Raw genomic sequence first — 15,270 nt, 5'->3', positions numbered from 1 at the left:
GTCAGTGGCGTGTGGTGAAGTGATCCCCACTCGACAGCGCCGCCGCAGGGGGTCCTCGAATGCTCGGTTACCGCTCGTACTTCACTGTCGCCGGAGTCGCTCACGGGCAGCAGATGGTCCCCGCAGCCCTTGCCCAGCTCTACGCGTGGATCCGCTCCAAGAGGTACGACGCCGACGCGATCGTCCCGGGTGCGACCGTGCAGATCGCCCCCGGTGTCGAGGCGACGCTCACCCTCGACACCGAGGTGGACGGGTCGGAGTCGGTCTTCTTCCTCATGCAGGAGAAGAGCCCCGCGGGCCTCTGGACGTCGCAGCTCCTCCTGCACGACCCGCACACGCACCGACGCGACCCCTGGGTATGGCTCGACGTCATCGCACCCGACTCCGTGGGAGCCGAAGGCTCCACCACTCGTCCGCGGTGGACCGCGAGGCCGCGGCTCGCCCAGTCGCTGCTCGAGGTGCTCGACGGCCGAGACGGCGGGGCTCGCCTCGATCCTGAGGCGCTCGTCGCCAGCCCGGACGACGTCGACGACCTCGTGGAGGCGCTGCGCGACCCGCGCCGCCGCGGACCGGTCTTCGTGGCCGGCAGCGACGACACGCTGCCCCTGCAACCGTGGACCGAGCTGGTGCGCGCACTCCTCCGCCAGACGACGGGGCTCGCCGCGGGCTACGTCCTCGACGCCGACGCCACGCGGCGATTCGCGCGCGCGGTCGGGCCGCGGCACGCCGTCGCTCCCGGCACGATGCGGACGTTCATGCGTGGCGTCGACACGACGAGCGACCTCGACGCCCTGCGACATCCCGTGCTGGGGACGGAGCGGATCGTCCAGGACCGGAGCCATCGCGTCGTACGGGTGCTCGGCGAGACCGCGCGCGAGGCCGCGCTGGCTGTTCCGCTGCCCCGTCCCGCGGTCCGGGTCGAAGAACTGTTGCTGCGTCGTGCGGACGACGACTTCCTCGCTGCGCGGCAGCAGATCGACGAGACCCGCAGCCAGGAGGTGATCGATCACCTCGCCGAGGAGCGCACCGCGGAGGTCGTCGCACCGCCGACACCAGAGCCGGCTGCGGGGTCGGTCACCCTGCCGGTGGAGCCGTCCGAACCGGGCGCCGATCTCGCGCCCGACGGACACGACGACCTGGCCGGACGAACCGAGGCGCCGGTCGACCTCGGCTCTGTCGAAACGCACCTCGCGCTGGCGGCGGCGCTGCAGTCCGTCCTCGGCGAGTCCGAGACGAATGCCGAGGCGATTGAGCGCCTCCGCGAGCGCGCCCTCGCCGCCGATCGGCTGAGCCTCGCGATCGAGCGCAAGGACCAGCAGATCGGCGGCTTGACCCGCACGGTCGTCGAACTGCGGGATGCCGTCGCCGAGAGCACCCGCCGGCTCGAGGACGAGCAGGTCGAGCACCGCGAGACCAGCGACCGCCAGCTGGTTGCCGAGCGGACCGTTCACGCGCTCCGCATGCGCCTTCAGGATGCCGAGCGCTATGAGGACGCCTGGGCCGACCCGAGCCAGGACGAGATTGGTGCCGAGCCTCCGGAATCCTTCGGCCAGCTGCTCGACCGCTTCTCAGAGTTCCCTGCCCTCGTCTGGACGGGGGACGGCGATCCCACCGAGCTGCTCGACGTCCGGGACCCGCTGGGCCGCTGGGCACGCAAGGCGTGGTCTGCGCTCCAGGCCCTCCAGGACTACACGGTCGAGCACCTGGCAGGGCGTGCCCACACCGTCGATGATTATCTGAGCAACACGCCTGCGACGCTTCATGGGTTTCCCGCGAACAGGCACGCACGCGACGAGAGCGACGACGTGAAGCAGAACTCCAAGTACCGCGGACCCCGCGTGCTTCGCGTCCCCCGGTCGGTGGACACGACTGGATCCGTGTTCATGGGTGCCCACTTCAAGATCGCCCAGTCCGGCATGATCTCGCCTCGGATGCACTACCACGACGCCGTCGACATCGACGGTCACGTCTACGTCGGCTACCTCGGCCCGCATCTCCCAACGCAGAAGACCAACTGACCGCGGGTGAAGTCTGCCAACGAGGCTCGGGTACGCCGCACCGCGACTGCTAGCGTCACCGCCGTGGCAACAAAACCCCGGGTCCGTGAGCAGAACATTGCCGTGTTCGGCGCCAGCGGCAGTGGCAAGACCGTCCTCCTCTCGTCGTTCTACGGGGCGGCCCAGGAGCAGGCACTCGACAAGGAGAGCCTGTTCCGCGTCCTCGCCGACGATGCCGGGCAGGGCAACCGGCTCTACCAGAACTACCTGGGCATGAAGAACCGTGCCAGCGTGCCTGCCACGAACCGCTTCTCCGCGATTCGCTACTCCTTCACTATCACGCTGAAGGACTCGGGTGACGCCAAGGCCGCCAAGTCGCGACCGTTCGACGAGCTCCGTCTCGTCTGGCACGACTATCCCGGGGAGTGGTTCGAGGAGGAGCCCGGCACCGATGAAGAGCTGGCGCGGCGGGTCGACACGTTCCGGACGCTGCTGCGTTCCGACGTTGCCCTCGTCCTGGTCGACGGACAGCAGCTCCTCGACCACGCCGGCGAGGAGGAGCGGTACCTCAAGGCGCTGTTCAGCAGCCTTCGGGATGGCCTGCTCCGGCTCAAGCACGAGCTCCTCGACGACGGCGAACCACTGGTCGAGTTCCCACGCATCTGGATGCTCGCGCTGTCCAAGTCCGACCTGCACCCCGATCTTGACGTCCATGGGTTTCGCGACCTGCTCATCGAGAAAGCAGGCAGCGACGTCGCCGCTCTGCACGACGTCTTGCGGGAGTTCGTGCAGCTCCCTGAGGCACTCTCGATGGGAGAGGACTACCTGCTGCTGTCGTCGGCAAGGTTCGAACCCGGACGGATCGAGGTCGCAGATCGCATCGGTCTCGACCTCATACTGCCGGTGGCTGCGCTGCTCCCCCTCGAGCGCCTGGTCCGATGGGCCGAGAAGCTCGAGATTCCGCGCAAGTGGCTCGACAGCCTCGCAGACAATGCCGACGCGCTCGCTACCGTCCTCATCGGCACGGGGATCGTCAGCACGTTCCTCGGGAAGGTGCCTCGGGTCGGCACCCTGCTCGCGAAGGTCGCGCTCCCGTTGCTCGCAGGTGCGATTCAGCTCAGCGAGTCGAAGATCAGAGAAGTCAACGAGCAAGCCCGCGCGAACCGCGACTACCTGACCGCGACTCTGACGCAGTTCCAGCTCGACCTCGACCGCGGCGAGGACGAGGGGATCTTCAGGAAGAGCCCTCGGTGAATCTCATCTGGGCGACGCGCGGTCGGTCCTGGGGCTTCCGGTTCCTCCTCGACGGCGGCTTCGAGGACCCGTTGTCGACGTATGACCTCGCGTTCGCGGGGATCGAGGGCGAGACGACGGCATACCGCCGTGTCGGGCGACTCGTTGCTCTGCGCTACCCCGACCCGGCAGGCCGGCAAGACCGTGCGGGTCGGGTGGTCCCGCACGACATCGTGGTCCTGCCGCCGTCCGCGGACGACGTGCGGTCCGTCGACGACGGGCTGCGCCTCGTCTGGCCTCGGCTGGCGGAGGCGTACGACCGCGTGTGGGACCGGGCCCAGCCACCGTCGCGGTCCGAGGTTCGCCTCGCCCTCGACCACGTGGCGGGCGCCGGGTCCGACGACAAGAGCTGACGGCCCAGCGTCTGGCGATCCATCCGTTCCCACGAGATCCCGACAGCCGATCGGCGCTACCAGCTCAGTCATCGCAGGTGTCGCACCGGCCGTTCGCGGGCAGCTGCGTATGGCACGTGGGGCAGGTGCCGAAGACGCGTTCGTCGAGCCGGCGAGCGCCATCGGCCTGCCCTCCCCGCCGACGACCTCCGCGGAAGTTCGGCAGCTCGACGACCTCGTAATCGTTCGGGCCACGGCGGATCGAGACGTACCCGACGCCGAAGTACGCCGCCGCCGGCTTCCCCGGCGTACCGACCGCGACGTAGGACCGAGCCGAGGGGATCCACACCGTGGTGAAGTCGAGACCGCCTGCGATCTCCCGCAGTCGCGCCTGGTTCTCCACCGGCATCCCGAAGTCCTGGAGAGCTTCGTCGAACGACGCGAACGTCGCACGCCCGGCGGAAGCCGGCTCCTCGTCGGTCCCGCCGTCGTCGTCGAGCGGGTCGCCCTGCTCAGCGGCTCCGTCCGGACCGACGTAGCGCAGCGGGTTCTGCGCTCCGCGGGGGAACCACGGGGTGACGTCGAGACCCTCGTACAGGATGTCGAGCGCAGGGTCCTCCCGGCCCTCGAACGACCAGCGCACGCCGTCGTCGTCCGGCGTCCACGCCTCGACCCACCATGCCCCGACGACCGCGTTGTCTCGCACGGCGAGCGCGACCTCGACGGCCTCTGGTCCGTGACGACGGTGGGCTGCGACCCGCCACCACGCGTGTGCGGCGTCGTAGAGGACCTCCGCCGGGACGGTGGTGCCGCCGAACTGGGTCAGCTTCACCAGGACGACGCGGTGCTGGAAGGGGACGATCATGGGAACCTCCGTGTCGTGCGGGTGCGATCTTGCGCACCCATCCATGTCGAGCGCGGGGCGAGCCGCTCTTCGCGACCCGCGCCGCGGCGTCGGGCGCTCAGCGTGCGACGGCCACCCCACCCAGAGGGCCCGCCACGGACTGCACCGCGCTCGTGTAGCAGTAGAACCCGGGCACCCGCTCACCGGACCGGAACGTCACCTTGTTGAGTTGACCGCTCTGGCTCGCGATGACGGTCCACGGGAGAGGCCCGCGCGCGGACGCGTCGACGAGCTGCTGGAGCGCGGCGCGCGACGAGTCCGCGTTGAGGAAGACCGGCACGCCGCGCACGGTCGCCCAGACGACCGCGCGTCCGCCGAACATGCCCACGTCGGCGAGCGTCGGTGCGCCCGACGCGAGCACCGAGCGCACATGGTCCAGCAGGTGCTGCTCGTCGAACGGGTCATCCTTCGTCCCCCGCGGTGCGGGCACCGATGCGGGGGCGGCGCTGGGACGACCGGCCCAAGAGCTCGTGCGACCCGGTACGGGCCCACCGGCCGCGGCCCGGTCTGCCTCCGTGTACACCGCGTGCTGGTCGCGCGCCGCAGCGGGCGGCGCGCCCGCTGCCATGGCCGTGCGCATGCCCGCCATGCTGCGCGACGTCGCGGCGTACGCCTGGTCGACGTTCGCCGTGTCGTACGTGAGCGACCGCTCGCGCTTCACGCCGAGCGACGCACCGACCTCGATGGCGTCCTGGTTGGCGCCCATGTAGAGGAACGTCCAGCCGAACGTCTCCTCGCGCTCGGTGACGAGCGCCTTGATCGCGGCGTGCGTGTACTCCTTCGAGGCGTTCTCGAGGCCGTCGGTCATGATCCCGACGATCACGGCGCCGGGCCGCTGGTCCTCGGGGAGCTGCGCGATGCGGAGCGCGGTCGTCTGGACGAGGCGCCCGATGGAGTCGAGCAGCGCGGTCATGCCGCGCGGCCGCAGGTCGAGCGGCGGGGCCTCGCGCACGTCGAGGTCGGTGTAGACCTCCTCGTACTCGTTGTCGAACTGCGCGAGTGTCACCGTGCAACTGCCAGGCGCTTCGCGCTGCTCGCGGAGGAACAGGTCGAAGCCCTGCTCGGTGGCCTGCTTGATCGTCTGCATCGAGCCGGACCGGTCGAGCAGCATGGCGAGGTGGGTGAGGGTCTGGTCAGGCATGGCGGTTCCCTTCGTCGTGCTGCTGGGCGGACGGTGCTGCGGGCGGGTCAGGTGCGGCGGCGGAACCTCAGGGGTTCGACGGCGGTCGTCGGCTCGGGCGGCGGGGTACCCCGCTCGCGGTCGTAGCGGGCGCGCGTGACGCCCTCGGCCGACACGCGGCCGTCGGGGCCGGAGTAGCCCGCGAGCGCCGAAGTGCGGGCGAGGCGCGGAGGCACGGTGTTCGGCGCGACGCCGGCGGCCTCGGCAACGGACCGCATGGACGACCCTGCGAGCAGCGCCTCGGCCATCGCCTCGTCGAGCGCGACGTCGAGCAGGGCCCGGGCGCGGGCGAGCGGCTCGACGGCGGCCCCCGGCGCAGCGGCGGCCGCCTCGTCGAGCGCCGCGCGGGCGGCATCGAGTCGAGGTCGGTGATGTCGCGACGAGTCCGTGGTCATGCGATCAACCGTACGTGCATTAACTGCACACGCGCAAGATCTGCTCGCCGGTTTCACCCGCGCGGGATCCGAGCACGGCGGTGTCCACGTCGCTGGCCGACCTACGCTGACGCCGTGACATCGACGCTGATCGTCCCTCCGGTCCTGACGCCTCCTCTCCGTGACGAGGCCGTCAAGCACCTTCGCCGCTACTTCGGCCCCGTGGGCGGGACGACGGGCTGGGCAGGTTCGCGCTTCGAGCGGCTGGCCGGCGGTGGTGACCGCCCGGAGACGGTCGACCGGTTCACGGCGGACGACCTCGTCGCCGTCTCGCTCCTTTCGGTGAACGTCCCGCCGCACGGAGCCATCGATCTCCTCGAGACCCGTGCGGACGAGTTCGCGCAGCTGCTCGCCGAGATCCCGCACGATGTCGAGCTCGTCGACCTGGAGTCGATCCCCGACGACTGGGCTCCGGGCCGACTGTGGGAGACGCTGCGGGACATCCACGGGATCGGCTGGGTCACCGCCGGCAAGCTCCTGGCACGCAAGCGACCTCGGCTCGTCCCGGTCTACGACACCGTCGTCCGGGCGGCGGTCCAGGCGACCGCCTCCTTCTGGGAGGCCCTCCGCGCGGAGCTCCGCGCGGACGACCGCGCCCTCCACCGGCACCTCGTCTCACTGCGCGACGAGGCCGGCATCGGCGACGACATCTCGGCGCTGCGCGTCTTCGACGTCGTCGTGTGGATGCACCACCGCTACCTCGTGCCCACCGCCGACGCGGAGGTCGCCAGATGACCGCGGGTCACCTCTTCGTCGTCAACGGCCGCCTCGAAGCACTGAGCGCCGATGCCGTCGTCATCCCGACCGACGCGGGGTTCCACGTCGAGCGCTGGTGGCGCGACGCGGCCGGGCTCGATCCCGCGACCACGTGGAGCCAGGTCGAGCCGGCGGGTTGGGGACAGGGGGCTGCACTCCCCGCACGGACGTCTCGCCGCAGCACCAAGAACCGGCCCGAGGTCTGGTTCCTCGACGCCGTCGCCACCACGCCTGCCGGCGTGGGCGACGCCGCACGCCGAGCCGTCGAGGCGATCGTCGAGCACTCCGGCGACCGCCTCCGCGCCGCTGCCGAGGCTGCGGGCCGCGACCTGCCGCTCGTCGCGCTGCCGGTCGTCGGGACCGGCTACGGCGGCCACCGGCTGCGCCGCGGCGAGGTCATCTCCGCACTCCTCAACACCCTGCACGACGCCGCACGCGACCTGGGTGTCGACGTCACCCTGGTCGCGTCGAACCGAGCGGACTACTCCGCGCTCCAGCACCGCCGTCGCGTGCTCGCCCGGCCCACGGGGCTCGCTGACCACGTCACCGATCGCGCCCGGGACCTCGGCGCGCACGCCGCCCGCGGTGAGCTCGCCCTGTTCTTCGGTGCCGGCGTGAGCATCGCCGCGGGCCTCCCGTCGTGGAGCCACCTGCTGACCGAGCTCGTCGTGAAGCTCGACCTGGACGGCGACGTACGCGAACGCATGAAGGATCTCGGCCCGCTCGAGCAGGCGGAGCTCATCCAGGTCGCGCTCGCGGACCGGTCCGCACGGGCCAGGTCGGACACTCAGAAGGCGCTCGGCGCTCGCGTCGCGAGCATCATCAAGGCCGCGTCCGCCCGTCCCAGCCTCTCCCATGCCCTCCTCGCGAGCATGCGCGTGCGTGAGGCCGCGACGACCAACTACGACCAGCTCTACGAGCAGGCCGTCACGGCCGCGGGCGGCCCGACCGACGGGCTGCGGGCCGACATCGACCGGCTCCCGTGGGACCGAACGAGCACGGGACGGCCGTGGCTCCTCAAGATGCACGGCGACGTGGAGCACCCCGACTCGATCGTGCTGTCCCGCAGCTCGTTCGTGCACTACGACAACCGGTGGAAGCCCGTCGGATCCCTCGTCCAGTCGTTGATGATGACGAAGCACCTGCTCGTCGTCGGGGCGTCCATGACCGACGACAACCTGCTGCGGTTCGCCTACGAGGTGGCCGGCCTCCGGGCGAGCGTCGAGAAGCACGACCCGGCCGCTCCTGAGATCGGCACGGTCCTCCATCTCGCCGACGACGCGGCGTTCAGCCGCCTGTGGAAGGGCCGGTTCGACGTCGTCGTCCCGACCCTGGAGGCCGAGGAGCGCGCCGCGACCGTGACGCCTGACCCGTCCGAGTCGGACGACGCACGGCGCGACCGCGAGGCGACCGAGCGGCGTCGAGCCGCACGGGCCCTGACCGTCCTCCTTGACGTCGTCGCGATGCACGCGGAGCGCGAGGCACCCCACCTCCTCGACGCGCGGTACGTCGACGAGCGCGGCGAGGAGGCGGCATCGCTCGTCACCGACCTGAGGAACCTGGCGAGGACTGCCCGCCAGATCGGCGCCGACGACGCCTGGACCCAGCTCGCCGACGCCCTCGACCAGTTCGGTGCCGGATCGGCCGACGGCTGAACCCCGCTCGACGCACGACGCCGTCGTCCACCGAGGACGTCCACGGCGAGGCTCAGGTCGGCGACCACTCCCGCGCCCGGGCGAGGCGACGGCGCACCGTTTCTCCCCCGATGTCCTCGATCCACGAGCGGTCACCCACGACGACCAGGAGCGACCGCGCCCGGGAGAGCCCGGTGTAGAGCATCTCGCGCGCCCGTGCGACGTCGCGGACGCCGTTGACGGCCAGCACGACGGCCGGACGCTCGAGGCCCTTGAACCCGAGGACGTGCCCGTAGAACACGTCGTCCTCGGCGAAGAACGCGTCCCAGTAGGCGGCGTGGCCGCCCGCCTCGACCTCGTTCACCTGCTGCGGGTGCCGACGTCCGGTCGCGAGCAGCGCGAGCTGCCCGCTCCCCCACCCCTCGTCGAGCAGGGCCTCCACCGCGTCGTCCGCAGCGCCGACGGCGCCGGTCGCAGGAACGTCGACGACCCGGACGGGCGGCCCCTCCATGCCGCGCGGCGTGATGTGCTCCGGCGAGAGCGCCCCGAACACCTGGGCGATCTGCTTCGTCGAGCGCAGGTTCTCGTGCAGGGTCACTGGCACGAGCTCCAGCGGGACGCGTCCCTCGCGCGGGTGAGGCCTCCGATGGGTAGGAGGTGCTCGGCCGAGGAGCCGGCGAAGTCGCCCGGTGGCGCGCCGTCAGCGGCCGTCCAACATCCCGATCGCGACGCCGACCACCAGCACCGCCACGATGACGACGACGCACCACAGCACCCCGACAAGCCCAGGCCGGGGCCCGTCGGGCCGTCCGCCGTCGTCGGGCGACCCGTCCTCGCGTCGCGGGTCGTCGGGCTGTCGGTCCATACCGCCAGGACACCACGCCGACCGCGGACGAGCGCGGGCACGGAGCGGCCAGCACCCGCCGACGCGCGAGCCCCGGCACCGCTCCGTAGTCTCGCGGGATCCCCGGTTCCGGCGAAAGGCGACCCCATGACCGACGCCCCGACCCCTCCCCCGACCCCTCCACCGGCGACGGGCCGCATCGTGCTCCTCGGCGCGACGGGCTACACGGGCACGCTCGTCGCGCACGAGCTCGTGGCCCGCGGCGCGCGCCCCGTGCTCGCGGGTCGGTCCCCGGACCGGCTGGACGCGCTCGCCGCCGACCTCGCCAAGCAGACGCCAGCCGCGACGGCAGGGTCTGCGGCCCGCCACCGCGCCGAGCCCACGGGCTCGCCTGAGGCCGTGAGTCCGCCGTCGGGCACCTCGGCGCGAACGCCGCTCGAGACCGCGGTCGCGGACGTCGACGACGCGCGCACCGTGCGTGCGCTGGTCGAACCGGGCGACGTGCTGATCTCGACGGTCGGGCCGTTCGGGCGGCACGGCGGCCCGGCGGTCGAGGCCGCGATCGACGCGGGTGCGGTGTACCTCGACTCGACGGGCGAGCCGGCGTTCATCCGGCGCGTGTTCGACGAGCTCGGTCCGCGCGCCCGGCGCACGGGTGCGGCGCTGCTCACGGCGTTCGGCCACGACTGGGTGCCCGGCAACCTCGCGGGGGCGCTCGCGCTCCAGGACGAGGGCGCCGACGCGGTGCGCCTGGAGATCGGCTACTTCCCCACCGGCGGCGGCGTGAGCGGCGGCACGCGCGTGAGCGCGCTGGAGACCGCGCTCGAGCCGTCGTACGCGTGGCGCGACGGCGGTCTCCGGACCGAGCGCGTCGCGGCGCGCGTGGTCACGTTCGACGTCGGCCGCGGCCGGCGCGTGCGGGGTGTCACCGCGGGCGGCACCGAGCCGTTCACGCTCCCGGGGCTCGCGCCGCGGCTGCGCGACGTAGAGGTGGCGCTGGGCGTGTCCGGTCCCGCGGTGCGGCTCGCGCCCGTGGCGACGGCGGTCGCGACGGCGGCGCTGCGCGTCCCCGGGCTGGGCGACGGCCTGCGGCGGCTTGCCCGGTCGCGCAGCGGGTCGAGCGGCGGGCCGGATGAGGCGGCCCGCGCGGCGTCGCGCACGCACGTGCTCGCGGTCGCACGCGATGCCGACGGCAAGGTGCTGCGCCGGGCGCGGCTCGACGGCCCCGACGCCTACGACCTCACGGCCCACTACCTCGCGTGGGGCGCGACCCGAGCAGCGGCCGGCGAGACGAACGGGACGGGAGCGCTAGGCCCGGTCCAGGCGTTCGGCCTCCACTCGCTGCTGGCCGCGACCCGCACCGCCGGCACGACGGTGACCACCAACCGCTGACGACCACGCCCTCATCGCCCGTCGACCACGGGGTTGCCGACCAGAAACAGCCGCAAGAGGTCGCCATCCCCGTGCTCGCCTGGAGAGGGGTGGGCCCGGTGGGGCGGGGCGATCGTAGGATCGGGGTGATGTCTGACCACATGACCGGGGCTGCCTTTCCGAATCCCCTGCACGACGAATCGCCCCTGCCGCCGTCCGCCGCGCTCGCGCGCAAAGCCGCCGACCCGAAGGCCATCCTGCGGCTGGTGGGCAACGACGAGTCCGTCGACGACCTGCCGCGCACGCCCGAGGGGCTCATGGAGCCGCCGTCGGGCGTCGGGACGAAGATCCGCAACGGGGTGCTGCTCGCGCTGCTGTCGGGCGGGTTCGTCTGGCTCGTGACGGTCAACGCGTGGGACCACGACGGCTTCTTCCCGTGGTTCTGGAACGTCGTGTGGACGATCTTCCCGTGGGTCTTCCTCGGCCCGATGTGGGCGGGCTACGCGCGGTCGCTGCGCCGGTCGCGCGACGACGCCCCGCTCTACGCGCAGTACCACCGCGACCGCCTGGCGGCGACGCGCGAGGCCGGGGTCGTCACGGCGTCGGTCACGGACCGGACGGAGTCGGGCGGCGTCGCGCACTGCGCCGTGCGCGTGCGGCACGGGGCGCTGACGACGACGGTCACGCGCCTCGCCCCGGTCACGAACCTGCTCCCGTCGGAGGTCCCGCAGCCCGGCGACCCCGTGGTCGTCTGGCGCATGCCCGGGGAGCGGGTCGTGGTGCAGGCCCGCCGCGACCGCACGCGCGCGCTGCACGACGCCGCCCGGGCCGCGAGCGCGACCGTCGCCGACGCACCGGTCGCCGACGACCCGACGACCGACGCGGACGCCCCCGCGTGGGGCTCGCCCACGCGCTCGTCGTCCTCGACGACGACCACGTACACGACGACCCGCATGACCCGCGGCGCGGGCACCCCCGAGGTGACCGTGCAGCACGGCGTCACCGCGGCGCTCGCCGAGCTCGCGAGCCTGCACGCCGCCGGCTCCCTCACCGACGACGAGTTCACCGCCGCCAAGCGGATGCTCCTCGGCGGCTCCTGAACCGACGAGCCGCCGAGCCGCCGAGCACGAGGTTGCCTGCGGTATCGCCGCGAGAACGACAGCAACGTCGTGCTCGGCGCCGACCCGGCAGACTGTCCCCCGTGAGCAGCAGCCGCCGACCCCGGCAGCCGTACCGGCCGACGATGGCGTGGACCGCCGTGCGCGGCGGCGTGCGCGGCCGCGAGCGCCTGACGCCCGTCGTCGACTACCTCGCGGTGCTGCTGATCCTGCTCGCGCTGTGCGGCGGCGCGGTGGCGTTCGCGGTGTGGCTCCTGCGGAACGACGAGGGGTTCGCGGCCGCCCTGATCGGCATCGTCGCCCTCGCCTTCGGCGGCGGGCTGCTGGCGTACGTGCGCGGGCCGTCGAAGCACGCGGTCGTGCTGCGGCCGCACGAGGTCGAGCTCCCGGTGGGCCGGGCGGAGGTGGTCCGGGTGGTCGTGCGGTGGGACGACGTCGCGCGCGTCCACGTCGTCCCGGGCGAGGGGCGCCCGTCGCTCCGGGTCGAGCTGCACGACGGCGCGCGGTCGCGCCACGCGGAGGGCGAGGACCTGCTCCAGGGCCGGCCCGCGCACGGACCCGACCCCGACCCCGTCGTCGTGACGGACGCCGACGCGGTCGCGCGCGTCCTGCGGCACCTGCTCGACCACCCGGAGGACCGCGCGCGACTCGCCCAGCGCGGCGGGCTCGGCATCGTCCTGGCCTTCGTCCGCCCGGTGTACGGCGAGCCGCCCGCCTGACCGGTCCACGCGGCGTCGGGCGACAGGGTCGCCGCGATCCCTGCCTGGGAACCGCCCGCGGGACGACGACGGCCCGGACCCGCTCCTGGAGGGAGCGGGTCCGGGCCTTCGCCGGTCGGACGTGCTGGTGGGACGGGTGCTGTCAGCGGCGACCGATGTCGGACAGCTGGGCCGCCGTGATGACGAGGTCCCGCTCGGCGTCGTCGAGGACGCCGTCGAGGACGAGGTCCTCGGTCACGAGGCTCACGTGGTCGACGAACTCGCGGTGCGTCGCGTACTCGTCGTTCTCGGCGACGTGGTCGTTGACCGTGCAGCCGGTGCCGTCGTCGTAGTTCTGCACCGTGCTGTCGTGACCGTCGATGATGACCGTCGGGCGGATGTCCGAGCCGACGCAGCGGTCCCGCACGAGCTTGAGGACCGTGAAGGTCACCTCGCCGCTCGTGACGTTCCCGACGCCGTCGACCGCGCGGTACCGGACCACGTGCTGGCCGTCGGCCGCGAACGCGACCGGGGCCGCGTAGCGCTGCCACGCGCCGTCGTTGGCCTGGAACTCGATGCGGTCCACGCCCGACTCCTCGTCGACCGCCGTGAGCGTGACGCGCGCGCTCGCGACGAAGTCGCCGTCGCGCGTGCGGCTGCCGCTGACGCCCGCCGTGACGACGGGGCCGTCGGTGTCGCCGCCGGGCTCCTCGCCGCCCGCGATGACGAACGTGACCGTCTTCGGGGCGGACACGTTGCCCGCGACGTCCGTCGCGCGGTAGGTCACCGTGTGCGACCCGGGGGTTCGCACGGAGATCTGCTTGGCGTACGGGGTCCACTCGCCGCCGTCGAGCTGGTACTCGACCGACGCGACGCCGGAGTCGGCGTCCCTCGCGAGGAGGCGCACGAACACGTTGTCGAGGTACTCGCCGGCCTCGTTCTTGTCGCCCCCCATGACGCGGTGGTCGACGGTCGGGGCGACGGTGTCGCCGCCCTGGCCCGCGACGACGTCGAACGTGACGGTCGCCGGCTCACTGACGTTCCCCGCGACGTCGGTCGCGCGGTAGGCGAGCGTGTGGCGGCCGGGCTCGTCGACGACGACGGCCCCGGTGTACTCGGTCCAGCCCGCACCGTCGAGGTCGTACTCGACGGTCGCGACGCCCGAGCCGTCGTCCGTGGCGGTGAGCAGCACGGACGCGGAGCCGACGTAGGCGCCGTCCTCGTCCTGCTGGCCGCTGAGCTCGGTCGCCACGACGGGGGCCGTGGTGTCCTCCTCGGCCTCCGCGACGACGACGAACTCGGTGACGGTCTCCTCGGAGACGTTGCCCGCGACGTCGGTGGCCCGGTAGACGAGCGTGTGCTCGCCGGGCTCGTCGACGACGATCGGCTCGGTGTACGGCTGCCAGCCGGCGCCGTCGAGGTCGTACTCGACGCTCTCCACGCCGGACGCGTCGTCCGTCGCGGTGAGCGTCGCCGTGGCGGACCCGACGAACGCGCCGTTGCCGTCCTGCGTGCCGGTGACCTCGGCGGTGACGGTCGGGGCGGTCGTGTCGTCCTCGCCGCCGCCGGCGACGACGGTGAACGTCACGGAGCCGACCTCGGACACGTTGCCCGCGACGTCGGTCGCCCGGAACGACACGGTGTGCTCGCCGACCTCGGTGAACGGCACCGTGGTCGTGTACGGGAGCCACGCGCCGCCGTCGACCTGGTACTCGACGGACGCGACGCCCGAGCCCTCGTCCGTGGCGTGGAGCATGAACGCGGCGGTGCCGACGTAGGCGCCGGACTCGTCCTGCTGCCCCATGACCATGGGCTCGACGACCGGGGCGGTCGTGTCCTCCTCGACGTCGCCCTCGACGACGGTGAAGGTCGCGGTCTGCGCCTCGGACGTGTTGCCCGCGGCGTCGGTCGCGCGGAACTGGAGCGTGTGCGTGCCGACGGCGTCGACGACGAACGGCTCCGTGTAGGCCTGCCAGCCCGCGCCGTCGAGGTCGTACTCGACCCCGGCCACGCCGGAGTCGTCGTCGGTCGCGTCGAGCGTCACGGTCGCGCCGCCCACGTAGGCGCCGTCGCCGTCCTGCTCGCCCGTGACGAGCGCGGTCACGGACGGGGCCGTGGTGTCCTCGCCGCCGGTGCCGCCGTCGGTGACGACGAGCTCGCCCCACATCTCGCCGTGCCCGGGGATCGCGCAGAAGTAGCGGTACTTGCCCGGGGTGAAGGTGACCTGGGCCTCGTGCCGCCCGCCGTTCGCGTCGAACGGGCTCGCGAGGATGTTGAGGTTCACGTCGTGGTTGTAGCCGGGCGACGACGTGTCGAACGTGAGCGTGTGGCTCATTCCGAACGTGCTGCCGGTCGCCATGCTGTTCTCGAACACGATCGTGGCGGGACCCGCCTCGGCCGTGGCGGGGAAGGCCTTGTAGTCGGTCACGCTGTTGTCCGCGGTCCACGTGAGGACCTGCTCGGCCGCGACGGTGGCGTCGGCGACGGAGAAGACGGACGACGGCGCTGCCGTCCCTGCGGGGGACGCGGACGCCGGCGCGACGGTGAGGACCGTCGTCGCGGTGAGCCCGGCGACCGTGGCGGCGAGGAACCGCCGCGCGCCGCGGCGGCGGACGCCGCCGGGACTGGTACGTCGTTCCATGAGGGTGCACTCCTCGGGGGGTGTCTCGGGAAGGTTCTGGGGGTGGTTCTGGGGGCTCTGCCGGGTAC

The 15,270-nt window shown here is 72.7% G+C and carries 14 protein-coding genes; 8 read left to right on the top strand and 6 right to left on the bottom strand.

Annotated elements, in window-relative coordinates:
- Window positions 1-59: 59 nt before the first annotated feature.
- The 3 genes from BXA05_RS06485 (at window position 60) to BXA05_RS06475 (ending at window position 3,643) form a co-directional block, all read left to right on the top strand.
- Entirely contained in the window at window positions 60-2,018 is a 1,959-nt protein-coding gene (locus BXA05_RS06485; RefSeq protein WP_076404374.1) for a hypothetical protein, read from the top strand.
- A gap of 63 nt (window positions 2,019-2,081) precedes the next feature.
- On the top strand, window positions 2,082-3,251 hold the full coding sequence (locus tag BXA05_RS06480; RefSeq protein ID WP_076404373.1) for a TRAFAC clade GTPase domain-containing protein: 1,170 nt from the start codon (window positions 2,082-2,084) through the stop codon (window positions 3,249-3,251).
- Window positions 3,248-3,643: a hypothetical protein gene (locus BXA05_RS06475; RefSeq protein ID WP_076404372.1), complete on the top strand. Its 396-nt coding sequence runs from the start codon at window positions 3,248-3,250 to the stop codon at window positions 3,641-3,643. The genes BXA05_RS06480 and BXA05_RS06475 overlap by 4 nt, the downstream gene beginning before the upstream one ends.
- Before the next feature lie 64 nt (window positions 3,644-3,707).
- Here the strand turns inward: BXA05_RS06475 and BXA05_RS06470 are convergent, their stop codons facing one another.
- The 3 genes from BXA05_RS06470 to BXA05_RS06460 all read right to left on the bottom strand — a co-directional run bounded on the left by BXA05_RS06470 (window position 3,708) and on the right by BXA05_RS06460 (window position 6,101).
- Window positions 3,708-4,487, bottom strand: a complete 780-nt coding sequence (locus BXA05_RS06470; protein WP_076404371.1) for a hypothetical protein — start codon at window positions 4,485-4,487, stop codon at window positions 3,708-3,710.
- A 97-nt stretch (window positions 4,488-4,584) separates the two neighbouring features.
- Window positions 4,585-5,667: a vWA domain-containing protein gene (locus tag BXA05_RS20255; protein WP_076404370.1), complete on the bottom strand. Its 1,083-nt coding sequence runs from the start codon at window positions 5,665-5,667 to the stop codon at window positions 4,585-4,587.
- 47 nt (window positions 5,668-5,714) lie between these two features.
- Window positions 5,715-6,101: a hypothetical protein gene (locus BXA05_RS06460; RefSeq protein ID WP_074803530.1), complete on the bottom strand. Its 387-nt coding sequence runs from the start codon at window positions 6,099-6,101 to the stop codon at window positions 5,715-5,717.
- Window positions 6,102-6,215: 114 nt separating this feature from the next.
- Here BXA05_RS06460 and BXA05_RS06455 point away from each other — a divergent pair, with 114 nt between their 5' ends.
- Together BXA05_RS06455 and BXA05_RS06450 are read left to right on the top strand one after the other, a co-directional pair.
- On the top strand, window positions 6,216-6,875 hold the full coding sequence (locus BXA05_RS06455) for a DUF6308 family protein (protein ID WP_076404369.1): 660 nt from the start codon (window positions 6,216-6,218) through the stop codon (window positions 6,873-6,875).
- Window positions 6,872-8,551, top strand: coding sequence for an SIR2 family protein (locus BXA05_RS06450; protein ID WP_076404368.1), 1,680 nt, complete (start codon window positions 6,872-6,874; stop codon window positions 8,549-8,551). The genes BXA05_RS06455 and BXA05_RS06450 overlap by 4 nt, the downstream gene beginning before the upstream one ends.
- Window positions 8,552-8,603: 52 nt before the next feature.
- Here the strand turns inward: BXA05_RS06450 and BXA05_RS06445 are convergent, their stop codons facing one another.
- Both BXA05_RS06445 and BXA05_RS20250 read right to left on the bottom strand, forming a co-directional pair.
- Window positions 8,604-9,128: an ATP-binding domain-containing protein gene (locus tag BXA05_RS06445; protein WP_076404367.1), complete on the bottom strand. Its 525-nt coding sequence runs from the start codon at window positions 9,126-9,128 to the stop codon at window positions 8,604-8,606.
- A gap of 102 nt (window positions 9,129-9,230) precedes the next feature.
- Window positions 9,231-9,395 (bottom strand): hypothetical protein, encoded by a 165-nt coding sequence (locus BXA05_RS20250; protein ID WP_211435830.1) that lies wholly within the window; start codon window positions 9,393-9,395, stop codon window positions 9,231-9,233.
- A gap of 126 nt (window positions 9,396-9,521) precedes the next feature.
- Between BXA05_RS20250 and BXA05_RS20245 the strand changes: the two genes are divergently transcribed.
- The 3 genes from BXA05_RS20245 (at window position 9,522) to BXA05_RS06430 (ending at window position 12,582) form a co-directional block, all read left to right on the top strand.
- Window positions 9,522-10,766 (top strand): saccharopine dehydrogenase family protein, encoded by a 1,245-nt coding sequence (locus BXA05_RS20245; RefSeq protein WP_076404366.1) that lies wholly within the window; start codon window positions 9,522-9,524, stop codon window positions 10,764-10,766.
- 245 nt (window positions 10,767-11,011) lie between these two features.
- Window positions 11,012-11,845, top strand: a complete 834-nt coding sequence (locus tag BXA05_RS06435; RefSeq protein WP_076404365.1) for an SHOCT domain-containing protein — start codon at window positions 11,012-11,014, stop codon at window positions 11,843-11,845.
- A 101-nt stretch (window positions 11,846-11,946) separates the two neighbouring features.
- Window positions 11,947-12,582 carry a glycosyltransferase gene (locus BXA05_RS06430; RefSeq protein WP_143311069.1) on the top strand — a complete coding sequence of 212 codons (636 nt, stop codon included), beginning with the start codon at window positions 11,947-11,949 and terminating at the stop codon, window positions 12,580-12,582.
- A 142-nt stretch (window positions 12,583-12,724) separates the two neighbouring features.
- On the opposite strand, the gene BXA05_RS06425 is transcribed toward BXA05_RS06430, so the two are convergent.
- Window positions 12,725-15,202 (bottom strand): OmpL47-type beta-barrel domain-containing protein, encoded by a 2,478-nt coding sequence (locus BXA05_RS06425; RefSeq protein WP_076404363.1) that lies wholly within the window; start codon window positions 15,200-15,202, stop codon window positions 12,725-12,727.
- Window positions 15,203-15,270 lie beyond the last annotated feature (68 nt).

It is taken from the genome of Cellulosimicrobium funkei (assembly GCF_900155925.1).
GTDB lineage: Bacteria > Actinomycetota > Actinomycetes > Actinomycetales > Cellulomonadaceae > Cellulosimicrobium > Cellulosimicrobium funkei.
The sequence above is the reverse complement of the archived record's forward strand: the minus strand, read 5'-3'. Positions and strand labels throughout refer to the sequence as shown.

Coding starts and splice junctions, on each gene's coding strand:
- BXA05_RS06470 (WP_076404371.1), bottom strand. CDS start 4,487: ATGATCGTCCCCTTCCAGCACCGCGTCGTCCTGGTGAAGCTGACCCAG.
- BXA05_RS06425 (WP_076404363.1), bottom strand. CDS start 15,202: ATGGAACGACGTACCAGTCCCGGCGGCGTCCGCCGCCGCGGCGCGCGG.
- BXA05_RS06460 (WP_074803530.1), bottom strand. CDS start 6,101: ATGACCACGGACTCGTCGCGACATCACCGACCTCGACTCGATGCCGCC.
- BXA05_RS20250 (WP_211435830.1), bottom strand. CDS start 9,395: ATGGACCGACAGCCCGACGACCCGCGACGCGAGGACGGGTCGCCCGAC.
- BXA05_RS20245 (WP_076404366.1), top strand. CDS start 9,522: ATGACCGACGCCCCGACCCCTCCCCCGACCCCTCCACCGGCGACGGGC.
- BXA05_RS20255 (WP_076404370.1), bottom strand. CDS start 5,667: ATGCCTGACCAGACCCTCACCCACCTCGCCATGCTGCTCGACCGGTCC.
- BXA05_RS06485 (WP_076404374.1), top strand. CDS start 60: ATGCTCGGTTACCGCTCGTACTTCACTGTCGCCGGAGTCGCTCACGGG.
- BXA05_RS06450 (WP_076404368.1), top strand. CDS start 6,872: ATGACCGCGGGTCACCTCTTCGTCGTCAACGGCCGCCTCGAAGCACTG.